This window comes from Paenibacillus allorhizoplanae (genome assembly GCF_927798215.1).
GTDB classification, from domain to species: domain Bacteria; phylum Bacillota; class Bacilli; order Paenibacillales; family NBRC-103111; genus Paenibacillus_E; species Paenibacillus_E allorhizoplanae.
The window spans coordinates 225,860-242,241 of record NZ_CAKMMW010000003.1 but is presented as its reverse complement, the minus strand read 5'-3'; the positions used below and the strand labels follow the sequence as shown (position 1 = coordinate 242,241).

14 protein-coding genes are annotated in these 16,382 nt (G+C 45.9%); 9 read left to right on the top strand and 5 right to left on the bottom strand.

Annotated elements, in window-relative coordinates; all coding sequences use genetic code 11:
* Positions 1 to 82 precede the first annotated feature (82 nt).
* Positions 83 to 2,404: an alpha-xylosidase gene (gene yicI, locus L6I86_RS07370; protein ID WP_236285920.1), complete on the bottom strand. Its 2,322-nt coding sequence runs from the start codon at positions 2,402 to 2,404 to the stop codon at positions 83 to 85.
* A gap of 147 nt (positions 2,405 to 2,551) precedes the next feature.
* Between yicI and L6I86_RS07365 the strand changes: the two genes are divergently transcribed.
* A complete protein-coding gene (locus L6I86_RS07365; protein ID WP_236285919.1) occupies positions 2,552 to 3,475 on the top strand; it encodes a helix-turn-helix domain-containing protein in 924 nt (307 codons plus the stop codon).
* Here the strand turns inward: L6I86_RS07365 and L6I86_RS07360 are convergent.
* Positions 3,423 to 4,247 carry a helix-turn-helix transcriptional regulator gene (locus L6I86_RS07360; RefSeq protein WP_236285918.1) on the bottom strand — a complete coding sequence of 275 codons (825 nt, stop codon included), beginning with the start codon at positions 4,245 to 4,247 and terminating at the stop codon, positions 3,423 to 3,425. The genes L6I86_RS07365 and L6I86_RS07360 overlap by 53 nt on opposite strands.
* 157 nt (positions 4,248 to 4,404) lie before the next feature.
* On the opposite strand from L6I86_RS07360, the gene L6I86_RS07355 reads away from it, so the two are divergent.
* Positions 4,405 to 5,688 (top strand): Gfo/Idh/MocA family oxidoreductase, encoded by a 1,284-nt coding sequence (locus tag L6I86_RS07355; RefSeq protein WP_056616737.1) that lies wholly within the window; start codon positions 4,405 to 4,407, stop codon positions 5,686 to 5,688.
* A gap of 22 nt (positions 5,689 to 5,710) precedes the next feature.
* Positions 5,711 to 6,727 carry a dienelactone hydrolase family protein gene (locus L6I86_RS07350; protein WP_236285917.1) on the top strand — a complete coding sequence of 339 codons (1,017 nt, stop codon included), beginning with the start codon at positions 5,711 to 5,713 and terminating at the stop codon, positions 6,725 to 6,727.
* Between the two features lie 49 nt (positions 6,728 to 6,776).
* Here L6I86_RS07350 and L6I86_RS07345 read toward each other — a convergent pair whose 3' ends face one another.
* A complete protein-coding gene (locus tag L6I86_RS07345) occupies positions 6,777 to 7,154 on the bottom strand; it encodes a YmaF family protein (protein ID WP_236285916.1) in 378 nt (125 codons plus the stop codon).
* A 104-nt stretch (positions 7,155 to 7,258) separates the two neighbouring features.
* Positions 7,259 to 7,693, bottom strand: a complete 435-nt coding sequence (locus L6I86_RS07340; protein WP_056616729.1) for a methylglyoxal synthase — start codon at positions 7,691 to 7,693, stop codon at positions 7,259 to 7,261.
* Positions 7,694 to 7,941: 248 nt separating this feature from the next.
* On the opposite strand from L6I86_RS07340, the gene L6I86_RS07335 reads away from it, so the two are divergent.
* From L6I86_RS07335 to L6I86_RS07310, 6 genes are all read left to right on the top strand, one after another.
* Positions 7,942 to 8,568 (top strand): SLOG family protein, encoded by a 627-nt coding sequence (locus L6I86_RS07335; protein WP_236285915.1) that lies wholly within the window; start codon positions 7,942 to 7,944, stop codon positions 8,566 to 8,568.
* A gap of 639 nt (positions 8,569 to 9,207) precedes the next feature.
* Positions 9,208 to 11,277: a bifunctional aldolase/short-chain dehydrogenase gene (locus L6I86_RS07330; protein ID WP_236285914.1), complete on the top strand. Its 2,070-nt coding sequence runs from the start codon at positions 9,208 to 9,210 to the stop codon at positions 11,275 to 11,277.
* Positions 11,278 to 11,304: 27 nt separating this feature from the next.
* Complete coding sequence (gene rhaI / locus L6I86_RS07325; RefSeq protein ID WP_236285913.1) at positions 11,305 to 12,525, top strand: L-rhamnose isomerase; 1,221 nt, start codon at positions 11,305 to 11,307, stop codon at positions 12,523 to 12,525.
* Positions 12,519 to 14,021, top strand: a complete 1,503-nt coding sequence (gene rhaB / locus L6I86_RS07320; RefSeq protein ID WP_236286338.1) for a rhamnulokinase — start codon at positions 12,519 to 12,521, stop codon at positions 14,019 to 14,021. The genes rhaI and rhaB overlap by 7 nt, the downstream gene beginning before the upstream one ends.
* A gap of 9 nt (positions 14,022 to 14,030) precedes the next feature.
* Positions 14,031 to 14,792 (top strand): DeoR/GlpR family DNA-binding transcription regulator, encoded by a 762-nt coding sequence (locus L6I86_RS07315; RefSeq protein ID WP_236285912.1) that lies wholly within the window; start codon positions 14,031 to 14,033, stop codon positions 14,790 to 14,792.
* A 145-nt stretch (positions 14,793 to 14,937) separates the two neighbouring features.
* Positions 14,938 to 15,435, top strand: coding sequence for a metallophosphoesterase family protein (locus L6I86_RS07310; protein ID WP_236285911.1), 498 nt, complete (start codon positions 14,938 to 14,940; stop codon positions 15,433 to 15,435).
* Positions 15,436 to 15,499: 64 nt separating this feature from the next.
* On the opposite strand, the gene L6I86_RS07305 is transcribed toward L6I86_RS07310, so the two are convergent.
* Positions 15,500 to 16,363 (bottom strand): aldo/keto reductase, encoded by an 864-nt coding sequence (locus tag L6I86_RS07305; protein ID WP_236285910.1) that lies wholly within the window; start codon positions 16,361 to 16,363, stop codon positions 15,500 to 15,502.
* Between the last annotated feature and the right edge of the window lie 19 nt (positions 16,364 to 16,382).

Sequence of the window (16,382 nt, the reverse complement as noted above, 5' to 3'; positions counted from 1 at the left end):
TGTAATTCCGCATAACGGATCGAAAAAGCAAAACTTCCCCTCACATTCATATTGAAGTGAAAGGAAGTCTATTTGCGTTCTATCAGATCGTTAGGAAGATAGCTGAGTTTGCGTTGATAACATTGACTTTCAGGCCATACTCATGCGGTATAAGGGTACCGTTTTCAACGTTAGATACGGATGTTGTTCCTCTAAGTACAAGGCTCCAAGGAGCTGAATTGCCCGTAGGTAGGATCTGGATGGCATGGCCATCGCGCTTTGCAGTAAGTGTAAACTCAGCTTTCGTTGTCGGATGATACACGCGGGAAACGGCTTCATGTCCATCTTCCAGCTCAAATAGGTGGAATTCACTATTCGCCAAGTAATCGTAGTCTGGCTTCGCATCAACTGTCCCGATCGCTAACAGCGTGTTCGGTCGTACGAGGAGTGGGATGCTCAAATAATCATGGTGCACCTTGTACCATCGATTGCCTTCGGCTTTTTCCCCTGTTAATACATGCGTCCAAGTTCCAGCAGGCAGGTAGTAGGACACTACGCCCGAGTCATCAAAAATTGGCGCGACTAGAAGAGAATCCCCAATCATATATTGACGATCTAAGTGATCACATGTTGGATCATCGCCGAATTCCAGCACCATGGCGCGCATTAGCGGTAATCCGAGCCTGGAGGCGTCAACAGCCGTTTGGAACATGTAAGGCATTAATCTGCTTTTGAGCTTCGTGAAAAAGCGCAATATATCAACCGCTTCGTCATCATACATCCACGGTACACGATAGGAACGGCTGCCATGTAAACGACTATGGCTGGAGAGCAGTCCAAATGCGGCCCAACGTTTATATAGATCTGCGCTGGATGTACTTTCAAATCCTCCGATATCGTGACTCCAGAATCCGAATCCGGAAAGTCCAAGTGATAGGCCGCCTCGTAGGCTTTCAGCCATGGATTCGTAAGTCGCGGTGCAATCGCCGCCCCAATGAACTGGGAATTGTTGTCCGCCAGCTGTTGCGGAACGCGCGAACAAGGCAGCTTCACCTTTTCCAAGTTTCTCTTCTAACACATCGAATACCACTTTGTTATACAGTTGGGTATAGTAATTGTGCATTTTGACTGGATCGGAACCGTCATGATAGACGACATCTGTCGGAATACGCTCGCCGAAATCAGTCTTGAAGGAATCCACGCCCATATCGACAAGCTTTCCTAGCTTAGCTGCGTACCACTCACACGCGGCAGGATTCGTAAAGTCGACGATGCCCATGCCGGGCTGCCACATATCCCATTGCCATACATCCCCGTTTGGTCTTTGCAGTAAATAACCGCTTTGCATGCCTTCTTCAAACATCGGGGAACGCTGCGCGATATAGGGATTGATCCACAGACAGATTTTCAAACCTTTGCTTTTGAGGCGCTGCAGCATTTGTTCGGGCTCTGGGAAAATACGCGTATCCCATTCGAAATCGCACCAGTGGAACTCACGCATCCAAAAGCAATCGAAATGGAAGACGTGAAGCGGTAATTCACGCTCAGCCATACCATCAATGAAGCTAGTTACGGTGGATTCGTCATAATTAGTTGTGAACGAAGTGGTCAGCCAGAGTCCGAATGTCCAAGCTGGCGGCAGCGCAGGTTTTCCTGTTAACGTCGTATAATTGCCAAGTACTTCCTTCAAATTGGTCCCGCCAATCAGGAAATAGTCGAGATATTCACCTTCTACACTGAACTGCACCTTAGATACTTTCTCAGACGCAACCTCAAACGAAACGTTCTCGGGGTGATTAACGAATACGCCATATCCTTTATTGGTCAGGTAGAAAGGAATATTTTTATACGATTGTTCGGAGTTCGTTCCTCCATCACGGTTCCAGATATCAACGCTTTGCCCGTTTTTGACAAGCGAAGTAAACCGCTCGCCGAGGCCATAGACGTTCTCACCAACCCCTAAGTCTAACTGATCTCTTACATAAGCAGCCCCGTTATCAGAGATTACGTATCCGATGCCCTTGAAACCGCTGGAAGTAAGCTTGCGACCCTGATAATCAAATGCCAGATGCCATGGTTGATCTCTTCGAATGCTGGCCTTTAGGTTGCCGCTGGTTAAGCTTGCTTCAAGCTTATTTACCTCAATCTGCAGGGTGTGGCCCTCATCTGTGTTGAGTGAAAAGTAGGGACCCGCTTGCTTCTTCCCTTTATGATGATAAATTTGAACACGAATAACATCCTTCAAGGGAGAAGATAATTTGACTTCAATTAAAGGCGTATCTAATTCACCAGAACGGTCAATTATCGGTTTAGGCGGACCGAAAAGGGTAAGAGAACTTTCAGTTGCGTACGCATCATGTACTTCAACAGGACTAATAATTTGGTATTCCTTACGGGTCATCCATTGACCATCACTGAATTTCAACGCAGTCAGCTCCTTGTGTGCAAATTGTATAACTATATTGATGATCTTAAGAGTCTTAGATTAAAAGTGTAACCGCTTTATGTTATGATTGTCTTGCAAAATGCTGATGCAGATATATAACAATTTTGATATAAAGAGTGTGACGCCATGAATATGGATGCTTTACATGAAGGTCGAATGCACGGCGATCTCATGTTCCCGCTAAGTGTGTACCGAGTTGAGAAGGTTAATGACGTTTTCTTTAACTACCACTGGCATGAGGAAATTGAATTTGTTTATATGACGGAAGGAAGCGCACGCTTTTATATTGGTTCGTTTTTGACTGAGCTAGAGCAAGGTGAAGCGCTGCTCATTCCGAGCGGTCAATTACATGCTTGTTACCCAGCGAGCGAATTTCCGGCCTATTTTCATGCAATCGTCTTCGATTCACATTTACTCAGCAGCAGTGCTTATGATGTCATCCAAAGTAAATACATACAGCCGTGGATTGAACGGCGATTAATTTTACCAGGCATCTTCCGTTCAACGGATTCGTGGGAACAGCATGTACGCCTGATGCTCATGAACATTATTAAGCAATTCGAGGGAAGGCCGCTGGGTTATGAGCTCCAAATAAAGGCGGATCTGCTCGCGATATTCGCTGAGTTACTGCCACATGGTGAGCTATCCTCTGATCAGCCTCGAAACGCAACAACACAAGCAAGCAAAATTGAGAGAATTAAGCCTGCGCTTCAATATATGCATGAGCATTATCATCAGCGGATTCTGATTTCAGAGCTCGCAGCGTTGATCGGGATGAGTGAAGGTCATTTCTGCCGTTTCTTCAAGGCAATCGTCAAAAAGACACCCATCGAATATCTCAACTTCTATAGAGTCGAGAAAGCGATGAAGTGTCTGGAAGATCCCAAGATCAAAATCATAGATGTTGCGAGTGAAGTTGGCTTCGAGAGTCCGAGTTACTTTATTAAGACGTTCAAAGGGCTTAAACAGATGACGCCGACCGATTATCGGAAATTGATCACAGACCCAGATGCATCATCTTCCGGCATTCCAATGGGGTCTGCGACGTAACTTGCTTGAATACACGTCCAAAGTGAGCGACGCTGTCAAAGCCTGCTTGCTCGGCAATGTGGATTACTTTGAGCTTCGTTTCCCTTAATAAGCGTTGCGCCTCACGGATGCGCAGGTTGTTCAAATACTCGACAAACGAGAAGCCAATCGTATCCTTGAATGAGCGGCAGAAATAACTCGGACTAATATGGAACTTTTCGGAGATTAGCGTGAGTGTTAGTCGTTCATTGAAGTGTTCATTGATATAGCTGACGATCTCGAAAATCTTCGGATTATAAGCCTGGGGATGCTCATCTTGCGTTCCGGGCTGGTCCATGAGTCGCGAGCAGAATATCAGCAGCTGTGTAAGTAAGGCTTTGCTATTCAACTCCCAACCGAGCTGCTCTTGCTGCTTTTCTCGCAATAAGCTGAAGAGTAAATTCTCAACGAGCGTGCGATTTGCACCGGAAAGTGAGACGATATAATGCTTTGGACGAAACGGAGATAGCGCAATGGAATAAGTCTCATCATCTTTCATAGCGAGCCAGCGTTCTTCGAAATTGATTAAGATGCGCTCGTGCGGACGATCATTAGCATCTAGCGTTTTATGGAGTGTATGTTTATTAATAAATACAAGATCACCCTCTTGCATCGCATAGACGCGGTCTTGAATGAAATAATTGCGTTTACCGCTAAGTAAATAATAAATTTCATAATGATCATGGAAATGATTCACTAGCATTGTGTAGGGTTGATCTCTGCGAATTCTTTCAATCTCGTAATGAAACAACATTGACACCTCTCTAGGTTAGGTTCTGTCTCTCTATTTTACAGCAATATATGCAAGGAAATAAAGGGATTAAGTAATATTTGATTAGAAACACAACAAATATTGTATTAATCTTGCTATAAGAGATGACATTCTTTTTAATCGAGAGGGGCATTAACCGATGAAAACACGTTATGCGATTGTAGGTACTGGTGGACGAGCTGAATTCTTCTATGGCTCCATGGTGAAGGATTTTAGAGATACATCCGAGCTTGTTGCCATTTGTGATATTAACCAAACGCGCATGAACTTTACGAATGACTTGCTTGCTAACAAGTATGAGTATCATGCCGTTCCTACGTATAAAGCCGATCAATTCGAAGAAATGATCCGTAATGAGAAGCCGGATGCAATTATCGTAACTACCGTGGATCGTACCCATCACACGTATATTATCAAAGCAATGGAATTAGGCTGTGATGTCATTTCAGAGAAACCGATGACGGTTGATGAAGAGAAATGCCAAGAAATTTTGGATGCGATTAAACGTACGGGCCGCCAGCTTCGTGTTACGTTTAACTACCGTTATGCACCGCACAATACGAAAATTCGTGAGTTAATTATGGATGGAACGATTGGTGATGTTCACTCCGTTCATTTCGAATGGTTGCTCAATACAGAGCATGGAGCTGACTACTTCCGCAGATGGCACCGCGATAAACGCAATGGCGGCGGGTTGCTTGTGCATAAGTCAACGCATCACTTTGACTTGGTTAACTTCTGGTTGGGGACGCAGCCTGAGACGGTTTTTGCCATGGGAGATCTGATGTTCTATGGAAAAGCCAACGCAGAGAAACGCGGTGAAACGAAGTTCTATCAACGTGCCACAGGGAATGCGTATGCGAAAGAAGATCCTTTTGCACTTCAATTGGATAAGAATGAACATCTCAAAGGGCTCTATTTGGATGCGGAGCATGAGGATGGTTATCAGCGTGATCAAAGCGTTTTTGGCGACGGGATCTCCATTGAAGATACGATGGGTGTAATGGTTCGCTACAAAAACAAAGCGATTCTAACGTACTCCTTGAATGCGTACTTGCCGTGGGAAGGCTTTAATGTGAACATTAACGGCAGCAAAGGCCGTATTGAAATGAAAGTTGTTGAGAAATCATACGTGAATTCCGGTGGCGATAAAGCGGATGAGGGTGCGTTGAAAGCGAAAACGATTACTGTATTCCCGATGTTTGCAGCACCGTATGAAGTTGAAATCGAAGAAGGCGTTGGCGGTCACGGTGGTGGCGATCCAGTTCTATTGAAGGATATTTTTGACAAGCCATCCGACGATCGATTCAACCGCGCGGCATCTCATGTAGATGGAGCGATGTCCATTCTTACAGGTATTGCTGGGAATATTTCATTGCGTACGGGGCAACCAGTGGCTGTAGATAAACTTGTGAAATTTTAACCAGTGACGGAGGTTGAGCTAGATGTGGAGTCCTGACGCAAGTATGGAACAGCTCTACCGCGCTTTCGAGTTGAAACGCGAGCAGAGTCGTACGGAATGGGCTGAACATACAAAAGCACATATGAAAAAGCGCTTGGCTGACTCCTTAGCTGTGACCATAGAAGAACAGGACGATCTTCGTCCTGTTCTTCTTGATCGTGCCCAGCTTGAGGATCATATCCGAGAACGAATTGAAATCGGAACGTTTTGGGGCTTTCGCGTTCCCATGTATGTCCTGTTGCCCAAAGGCGATACTCATAAACGTGCTGCCGTGCTTGCGCTCCATGGTCATGGCTATGGGAGTAGGCAGATTGTTGGCTTAAACGCTGATGGGACTGAGAATACGGGGGAATGGGATCTTCATGGCAACTATGCGCTAGAGTTGGTAAGGCGCGGCTTCGTCGTTGTTGTGCCTGAAATCCTTGGCTTCGGTGATCGACGATTGGAAGTGGACAAGAAGGATGGACAAGTGGGGAACTCTTCCTGTCAGTCTCTTGCTTCTCATTTTATGCTATATGGGATGTCTATAGCTGGTGTTCGTGTACAAGAGGCGATCCGTGTGTTAGATTACCTCGTGTCACGCGAGGAGGTAGACGCGAGTCGAATCGGTTGTTTTGGATTTTCGGGTGGTGGCTTACTTGCCGCTTACACGGCTGTACTAGATGAACGCATTCAGGCTTCGGTCCTGTGTGCGTTCACCAATACATTTAAGCGCAGCATCATGGGTGTGCGGCATTGTATCGATAACTATCTGCCTGGCGCGCTCGACTTCGCGGAACTTCCTGAACTAATCGGTTTGCTTGCTCCGCGTCCGTTGTTCATTGCATCAGGAAGACAGGATCCGATTTTTCCTGTTGATGGCGTGGAGGCAGCCGTTTCCTACCTGCAGCAAGAGTATGCGTTAGCGGGAGCGCCTGAGCGATTGGGCGTACATCTATATGATGGTGTCCACGAAGTGAATGGGAGTCAGGCGTATCCATGGTTGGTTAAAAATCTGTGAATATAAATAGAAGGACTACTGAACAGGGTTCAGTAGTCTTTTTTGTCATTTATTTTACCCTTTGACGGACGATGCTCTCAATAATCAATTTGTGTCCAACCACGACGCCAAGACGAATGACACCTGTGGTTCTTCCAGAAATGATGTGGCGATGTCCATCTGCAATATTTGTTGAGATTTGAAAACGATGGAAATGATTCACCCCTACACCGATGTTGAGGCCAGTACGGCCAGAATAGGAATGACGATGCCCGTCAGCAGTTGTCGTAATGCCTTGGAATGTGTGACGGTGCCTGCCATCCTCCGGAATCACGATGTCACTTAAATTACCGAAGGAATGCCTATGATTTTGAGTGAGAGATGTCAAGCCCTCCATGCGATGTCTGAATTGAACGGGGCCGCCTGATCCTTGTTTAATCTTTGCCATGTTTCTATCATCCTTTCAAGAAGAGATGATATTAAGATATGCAAATCATAGTGGACTAGCTTGGTCGAATGGCATGCATATGTGAAAAATAGTGAATCCAGGCATTATTTGTTTTCCGTACCATTCAATCGTGGAGAATCATATTTGCGTATTTCTTCACGCCAGGAGAGGAATCCGTTTTCCATGGCTCTAATCAACATTTCTGCGGTGCCAAGATTAGTAGCAAGGGGGATTTGTTGAACATCACAGAGGCGAAGGAGTGCTGTAATATCGGGTTCATGTCCTAATGCAGAGATGGGATCGCGGAAAAAGATAAGTAAATCAATATCATCCATCGCAATCATCGCGCCGATCTGCTGATCTCCGCCAAATGGGCCTGAGCGCAAGCGAATGACATCGAGTTTGGCTGCTTCGCTAATTCTTCTTCCTGTAGTACCTGTAGCATAGAGCTGGTGCTTTTGGAAAATATGCTTATAAGCTATGACAAAGTCCACGAGCAAGTTTTTGTAAACATCATGCGCAACAAGTGCAATATTCATTATCTCTCCGCCCTTCTTTAATGTTAGAATAGTTAACGTTCATTTGTGTGATGAGAACAGAATAACTTAATTAATTTGAAATTTCAATCATTATTTTGATAAAAACAGTCAATAAATTGTCTTTAATGTGCGAAAAGTAACAATTGTGTCATATAATATAACATAATAATGATTGGAATCCGCACTTCTTCCTAATTCGATCTAACTATGCTAACCTGTTAGGATGATCAACAAGGAGGTGAGTTCATATGAAACGAGTGCTGATTACTGGGTACAAAGCGAATGAACTTGGCATTTTCTCATTAAAGCATCCAGGCATTCCGATTATTAAAAAAGCAATTCAAAAACGACTCATCGCCTTGTTAGATGATGGGCTTGAATGGGTTGTCGTCAGTGGTCAATGGGGCGTGGAGCTATGGGCGGCGGAGGCTGTACTCGAACTGAGAGAGAGCACGCATCCAGAAATTAAGCTTGCAGTGATTACTCCTTTTCTAGAGCAGGAAGAGAAGTGGAGTGATGATAAGAAAGGCTGCTATGCGAGCGTTATGCAGCGCGCCAATTACGTGAACAGTGTAACAAAGACCAAATATGATGGGCCTTGGCAGTTCAAGGAGAGGGACAAGTTCCTCTTACGAAACTCAGACGGCATTTTGCTTGTATATGATGAAGAGACAGAAGGCTCGCCGAAGTTTATGAAATTGCAGGCTGCTCAAATCGCCGCGCATCATACCTATCCGATCATAACGATCAACGCGTTTGATTTGCAAAATGTAGCCGAGGACGAGACCGGTGATTACGGCAGCGACATGCAGGATGACATGTCTGGCGATTCAGTTAGCGGTGGAGAAAAGTGGCATTTCGATGATGATATATAGACTGACTGACTAGGCCGCTCTCCACCAACCCGAGTAAATGGAAAACATGCAGTTAAATTCAGTGTTTACTAAGGTGGAAAAATTAAAATAAATGGAAACCATGTAGTTAATAATGAGGTTTTTACCTGAATCAGCGATTACAGCTGAAAATAGCTGTAGGTTATCCAGTTAATGTCCTAGAAGAAATGATTTCCCCAGAATTAGCTGTAGTTTTTCCAGTTATTGCTCCGCTGTAGCCTCGTTGCCGAATGAAAAGACAGAATCAAAGCCAAATACAGAAAAAACCATACGGTCATCAAACTTGCCCCTAACACCATAGCTACTCAACAAACATCGAACTATTCCTCTTACACCATAGCTAGCTCAGCATGAGTAACGTTATTGAATTCAGAATAAAACCCACACATTCGCAGATTAGCACAGTAATTTTTGTCTCTGACCGTCAATTTCATCCGAATATCCCCCTTTATAACTAGTTAATCCCTTCTTTTAAACACAATACACGGATAAATCTGTGTTTACTTTCCCATGGAAACAAACATAAAAATAATTATTCAAAAACAAACAAAGATGTGTTAAGATGAAACCATCAAAAACAAACACATACACATGGGATGTAAAACTTAGGAGGGTACTTACATGGTTGCGAATTTATGGGATGCTTCAAAAGCGAATGCAGTATCGAAAGGCGTAGAGGAAATTGTTTATCGTTCTAATTTATTAGGTACAGATCGAGCTGTTTGTAACTGGGGCGGCGGCAATACTTCTTACAAAACGATCGAGAAAGATTTCCGTGGTCGCGATGTTGAAGTGATGTGGGTTAAAGGCAGCGGTTCTGACCTTGGAACGATGAAAGCAAAGAATTTCACAGGTCTTCGTATGGAAGATATTCGTCCTTTGATTGAGCGTGACGAAATGTCTGACGAAGAAATGGTTGCTTATCTTGCGAACTGTATGATCGACAGCAAGCACCCGCGTGCTTCCATTGAGACGCTTTTACATGCGTTCTTACCATTCAAAAACGTTGACCACACGCATCCGGATGCGATTATCTCGCTGTGCTGCGCACACAACGGACGTGAGCTAGCGAAAGAAATTTATGGCGATCGCTTCGTATGGGTACCTTATGTACGTCCTGGCTTTACACTTTCCAAAATGATCGCAGATGGCGTTCGCAACAATCCAAAAGCTGAGCTTGTTCTTATGGAGAAGCATGGTCTTGTTACTTGGGGCGAAACGTCTGAAGAGAGCTACTTGAAAACAATCGCTATCATTAATGAAGCAGCAAGCTTCATCGAAGCGCGCGTGAACGAAGCGAACCTATACGGCGGATCCAAATATGAATCCCTTAGCGTAGAAGCTCGCAACGATCTATTGGCTCAAGTTCTGCCAGTCGTTCGCGGTGCAGTAAGCAATGAGAAGAAAATGATCCTCACTATTGACAGTGCAGATGATGTGCTTCAATTTGTAAACAGTCGTGATGCCGCAACGCTATCCCAAGTAGGTGCAGCTTGCCCAGATCACCTCGTTCATACAAAAATGAAGCCTTTATATATCGATTGGAACCCAACAACAGGTGACGCGGCTTCCTTAACTGAAGCACTTAATGCCGGTATCGAAGCTTACAAAGAAGAGTACAAAGCTTATTTTGACCGTAACAAAAATGAAGGCGACGTTATCAATGAAGCAGCTCCGCGTGTTATCCTTATTCCAGGAATCGGGATGATCAACACAGGCAAAAGCTGGGCTATGGCACAAATTAGCGGTGCGTTATACCACCGTGCAATCTCCGTTATGAGAGGCGCTACAGCGCTTGGAACGTTCGTATCCCTAAGCGAAAATGAATCCTACAATGTGGAGTACTGGCCTCTTGAACTTTATAAATTAACACTTGCTCCTGCAGAAGCTGAGTTCTCCCGTCAAATCGCCTTCATCACTGGCGGCGCTGGCGGAATCGGAAGCGTAACGGCTCGTCAATTCCTCAAAGATGGCGCACACGTTGTGCTTGCTGACTTGAACCTGGAAGGTGCACAGAAGCTGGCAGCTGAACTTAACGAACAATATGGCGAAAACAGAGCGATTGCTGTTCGCATGGACGTAACGAAAGAGGAAGAAGTAGTAGCAGCGTTTCGCGAGTCTATTCTTAGCTACGGCGGAATCGATATTATCGTGAACAACGCAGGTCTTGCGACTTCCAGTCCTTTTGACGAAACATCGCTTAAAGAGTGGAACTTGAACATGAACGTACTTAGCACTGGGTATTTCCTTGTAGCTAGAGAAGCGTTTAAGATTATGAAAACACAAAAAGTTGGCGGCAGCATGGTATTCGTCGGCTCCAAGAACTCCGTATTTGCTGGTAAAAATGCATCCGCATACTCCACTGCCAAAGCGGCTGAGATCCACTTGGCGCGTTGTATTGCAGCGGAAGGCGGCGAATTCGGTATCCGCGTGAACTCTGTATTACCAGATGCGATTCTTCAAGGTTCCGCGATTTGGAACTCCGGCTGGCGCAATGAACGTGCCGCAGCTTACGGAATTGAACCGGATCAACTAGAAGAACACTACCGTAAAAGAACGACACTGCTTGTTAACATTTTCCCGAAAGACGTTGCAGAAGCTATCGTGTACTTCGCATCATCCAAAGCAGCTAAAACAACAGGTTGCATGATCACTGTTGATGGTGGCGTACCTGCTGCCTTCACGCGCTAATAAACCTACTAGGAGGCCATTAAACCGATGAGCGACAAAGCCTACGCATTATTCGAAGAACAACAAGCCCTGAGAGGCATTGATATCGCAGCTGTCAAAGCGAAGCTGAAAGCATTGAAAGTTGAGACGCCATCATGGGGTTACGGAGACTCAGGAACACGTTTCAAAGTCTACAAACAAACAGGCGTACCACGTAATCCGTTCGAGAAATTCGAAGATGCGGCGCAAGTGCACAAACTGACGGGTGTTTGCCCGTCGGTTGCGATCCACATCCCATGGGATAAAGTGGATGACTACGCAAAGCTGAAGCAGCATGCTTCTGATCTAGGCGTTTCCATCGGTGCGGTGAACCCGAACCTTTTCCAAGAAGATGATTACATCTTCGGTAGTGTAACGAACTCAAACGCTGCGATTCGCCGTAAAGCAACGGATCACCTCCTTGAGTGTGTAGACATCGCGAAAACAGTAGGTTCTGACGTGTTGAGCTTGTGGTTTGCTGACGGTTCCAACTACCCAGGACAAGTGGATATCCGCGCTCGTAAAGCATGGATGTATGAGTCACTAAAAGAAATGTACAACGCGATGTCACCTAGCATGCGCATGTTGATCGAGTACAAATTCTATGAGCCTGCGTTCTATCACACAGATCTAGCTGATTGGGGTATGGCATTCAATTTGGCGAACAAATTGGGTCCGCAAGCCGAAGTGCTTGTTGATACAGGACATCATCCACAAGGAACGAACATTGAGCACATCGTGACGTACTTGTTGGATGAAAATAAACTAGGTGGATTCCATTTCAACTCCCGTAAATATGGAGATGATGATCTGATCGTTGGATCAGTGAATCCGTATGAATTGTTCTTAATCTTCTATCAAATCATTGATGCAGCGAATGACAAGAATCCACAAATTCGTCAAGCGGCTGACAATATTGCGTATATGATCGACCAAAGCCATAACATTGAGCGTAAAATCCCAGCGATGCTGCGTTCTGTACTTAACGTACAAACTCAATACGCGAAAGCGCTTCTGATTAACCTTGAAGAAGTTCGTGCTGCACAAGAGAATCAAGATGTTCTTGGCGCTGAGGATGCGGTTCGTAAAGCATTTGAATTTGATGTTACACCGTTGCTTAAAGCTGTTCGTGAAGAAATCGGCGTGCCAGTTGACCCGATGAAAGCTTACTTGGCAAGCGGCTATGACGAGAAAATTAACGCGCGTGGCAAAGGCGGTGCAAGCTGGTGAGTACCCCATCGACAGTTCTAGCCTTTGATTTGGGAGCAAGCAGCGGCAGAGCGATCGTCGGACGTCTTGATTCTGAAGCGGGCCGGATCACGATCGAGGAAATTCACCGCTTCTCCAATGATCCAGTGCAGGTGGGTAACCACCTTCACTGGGACATTTTGCGGCTGCTTCATGAGTTGAAGCAAGGCATTTTACAAACCAAACATCTAGGCTACACGAATATCGAGAGCTTAGCGATTGATTCTTGGGCAGTAGATTTCGGACTGTTGGCTGCGAATGGCGAGCTATTAGGAAATCCGTATCATTACCGGGATCATCACACAGATGGCATCATGAGCGAAGTCATGGATATTGTCGGACGCGAAAAACTGTATGCGCTAACAGGGCTGCAGTTTTTGCAATTCAATTCCATTTTCCAATTGTATGCACTTCAGAAAAATAATCCGGAATTACTTGACCGCGCGGCGACGTTTCTCATGATTCCAGACCTGCTACGCTACTTCCTGACGGGTGAAAAGCATAGTGAATTCACGAATGCGACGACCACGCAGTTGTTTAATGCAACGAGCTTCACATGGGACACCGAATTGATTGATCAGCTAGGCCTGCCGGCTCAAATCTTCTTACCGCCTGTCGCTTCAGGGACTCAAGTTGGATCACTACGTCCAGCTGTTTGTGAGGAACTGGATGTTCCTTCCATTCCTGTCATCGCCGTTGGCGAGCATGATACCGCATCTGCGGTTGTTGCCGTTCCTGCGCTTGATGATGACTTCGCTTTCCTAAGCTGTGGGACATGGTCGTTGTTGGGAACTGAAACGGAGAAGCCGGTGCTCGCGGAACAAGCCTTAGCGTGGAATTTCACGAATGAAGGCGGCGTGTACGGCACGAATCGCTTATTGAAGAACATCATGGGACTATGGCTCATTCAGGAATGCAAGCGGACATGGGAAAAAGAAGGCAAAACAACCAGCTTCGCGGAACTTGTGAAGCAAGCAGAAGCCGTGAAGCCATTCCAATTCTTCATCGATCCGGATGATGATATGTTCCTTAACCCTGCTCATATGCCCAAGCAAATTCAGCAATATTGTCGTGACACCCAGCAGACTGTGCCTCAGACCGATGGTGAAATCGTGCGCTGCATCATGGAAAGCTTAGCACTGAAATATCGCTTTATCTTGGAGCGTACAGAGCAGCTTTCAGGCAAGACGTACCGCGGTTTACATATCGTTGGTGGCGGCATTCAGAATGAGCTGCTTTGTCAGTTCACAGCGAGCGCTACACAGCGTGAAGTGTGGGCTGGGCCGGTAGAGGGTAGTGCCTTAGGAAACCTTGTAGTACAATGGATAGCACTAGGGTATATCGCGAATTTGCGCGAAGCCAGGAAGCTGATTCGGAATTCGTTCCCAGTCAAGACGTATCATCCTCAGGATGAGGCGGGTTGGCAGGCGGCGTATGCAGTGTTCTGTCAGGTGGCCTCCCGATCGACGGTGAAATGAGGGGTAACGATGCTGGTAGCAGAAAGATGGCAGAGAATCGTTCAATTAGTTAATGAAAGAGGAAGTATCCGTGTGACCGAGTTAAGTGAGCTATGTCAGGTCACGGAAGAAACAATTCGACGTGACTTGGATCGCTTAGAAGCCGAAGGCAAGCTCATGCGCAGCCATGGCGGTGCGGTGAGCGTGAAGGAAGCGCAGACCGAAGTTCCATTCATGGAGCGGGAGACGGCTCATGCGGATTTCAAGAATAGCATTGCGAAGGAAGCTGTTTCACATATTGTGGAGGGGGATCGTATCATACTTGATGCGAGTACCACGGCTTGGTATATGGCGAAAATGATTCCCGACATGGCGATTACCATCATCACCAATTCGATGAAAGTCGCCTTGGAGGTAAGTGGCAAGGAGAAAATTCAAGTCATTTCCACCGGCGGCTTGCTTTCTCCGAAGTCTTTATCTTACGTAGGTCCATTATCGGAGCGATCCTTGGATATGTACCATGCGCACAAGCTGTTCCTTTCATGCAAAGGGGTTCACGTACAGCGCGGCATCAGCGAATCGAATGAGCTGCAAGCGTTAATTAAGCGTAAAATGATCAGCATTGCAGACGAAACCTATCTGCTGGCTGACCATAGTAAATTCGGCACACAGGCTTTAACACAAGTTGCGGGTTGGTCGGAGATTCAACATGTGATTACCGATCGACTCACGAGCAAGGAAGCACTAGATCGCATTCGAGACAAAGGCGTGCAAGTGCGTCAATTGGATTAGCAGCGCATACGCAAGCAGCCGTCCCACGTATAGTCGGGCGGCTGTTTGTTGGTTGATTCATTGATCACATAAACTTATTTGCATTCCTACTTATTCCTGACTAGTATAAGCTTAATAACTGTTGATATTGGAAGGAGTTAAGGTGATGCGAATAGGTGTTATAGCAGATACACACTTATCCTACCGTGCCTCGAAGCTGCCCGATGCGCTTATAGCCGGGCTTCAGGGTGTCGATCTGATCATTCATGCAGGTGATTGGGTGAGTGAGCATGTCATCGATCTAGTCGAGCAGATTGCGCCGTGTGAGTCCGTAGCTGGCAATAATGATGGTGATGACATTGTGGAGCGATACGGGAAAAAGAAACTGCTAAGTTTTGGTAACTTCCGCATAGGGCTTATCCATGGAGATGGGTTCCGGAAAACGACTGAAGAAAGAGCACGTGAGGCATTCGAAGCTGAGCGGCCTAATATGGTGATCTTTGGACACTCACACATCCCATTTCTACAAAATGTTCAAGGAACGATTATGTTCAATCCAGGTTCGCCTACGGATAAAAGAAGACAGCCACGCTACTCGTATGGCATTCTCCAGTTAGGGGAGCAATGGAAGGTGGAGCATTTTTTCTTCGACTCCAAAGAATAATCTTTGGTGACATGATAGTTAAAAAAGCCCGATAGGCCCTGAGCTTATCGGGCTTTCGCTGTTGCTACCGCTCGTACCACTCGCCGGAAACCCAATCCGTCGATTTCCACTTCAGCACATCCGGATTCGCCAAATGCATAATTTCCTTCAGGAAATCAAGCTGTTCGAGATCGGTCATTGGCTTGAAATTTTTCGCTATCGCAAGATTCTGCTCCAGTTGTTCCATAGACTCCATACCAACGATGGCCGTTGAGATTGGCAAAGATAGCGTGTAGCGCAAAGCTTTCTCATACCACGGCGCCAATTTGCCCAGCGCCATGACTTTCATGCCAATGACCGCGATTCCCTTTTCATTGGCCTTGGGGAGGAACTCATGGGCGAAGCTATAAACAAGGTGATCGGCAGCAGATAGTGCCACAAGTGCGCTATCGAATGGAAAGCGGTCAATCGCTTCGAGTTGGACCTGAGGATTCGTATGACCACTGATAGAGATATGCTTAATCATGCCTTGTTCCTTCGCTTCAAGTAAAGCTTCGAGTGCGCCCCCTTTGGCCAAACACTGATCGAGCTCTTCCATTTTCATAATGTTATGTAGACGCCATTCTTCGACGTGATCCGTCTGCAGTCGCTTCAAGCTGTCTTCGAGAAGTCGCAAGGAACCGTCCCGCGTTCGGTCATTGGTCTTGGTTGCAATCCATACCTCGTCCCTGCGATTATGCAGGGCTAGTGCTTTACCTAACCGTTCTTCCGATTGCCCTTTCGAATAGCTAGGCGCTGTGTCGAAGTAAGTAATTCCCTCATCGATTGCACGATTCACTATCTGAATCGCTTGTTCCTCCGTGCAATTATGTTCGTCTACAATACGTTGGGCGCCAAAACTTAATAGTGGGAATTGTGCTCCCGTCTGGCCAAAAGGTCGTTTCTCCATTCCAAATATTCCTCCTATA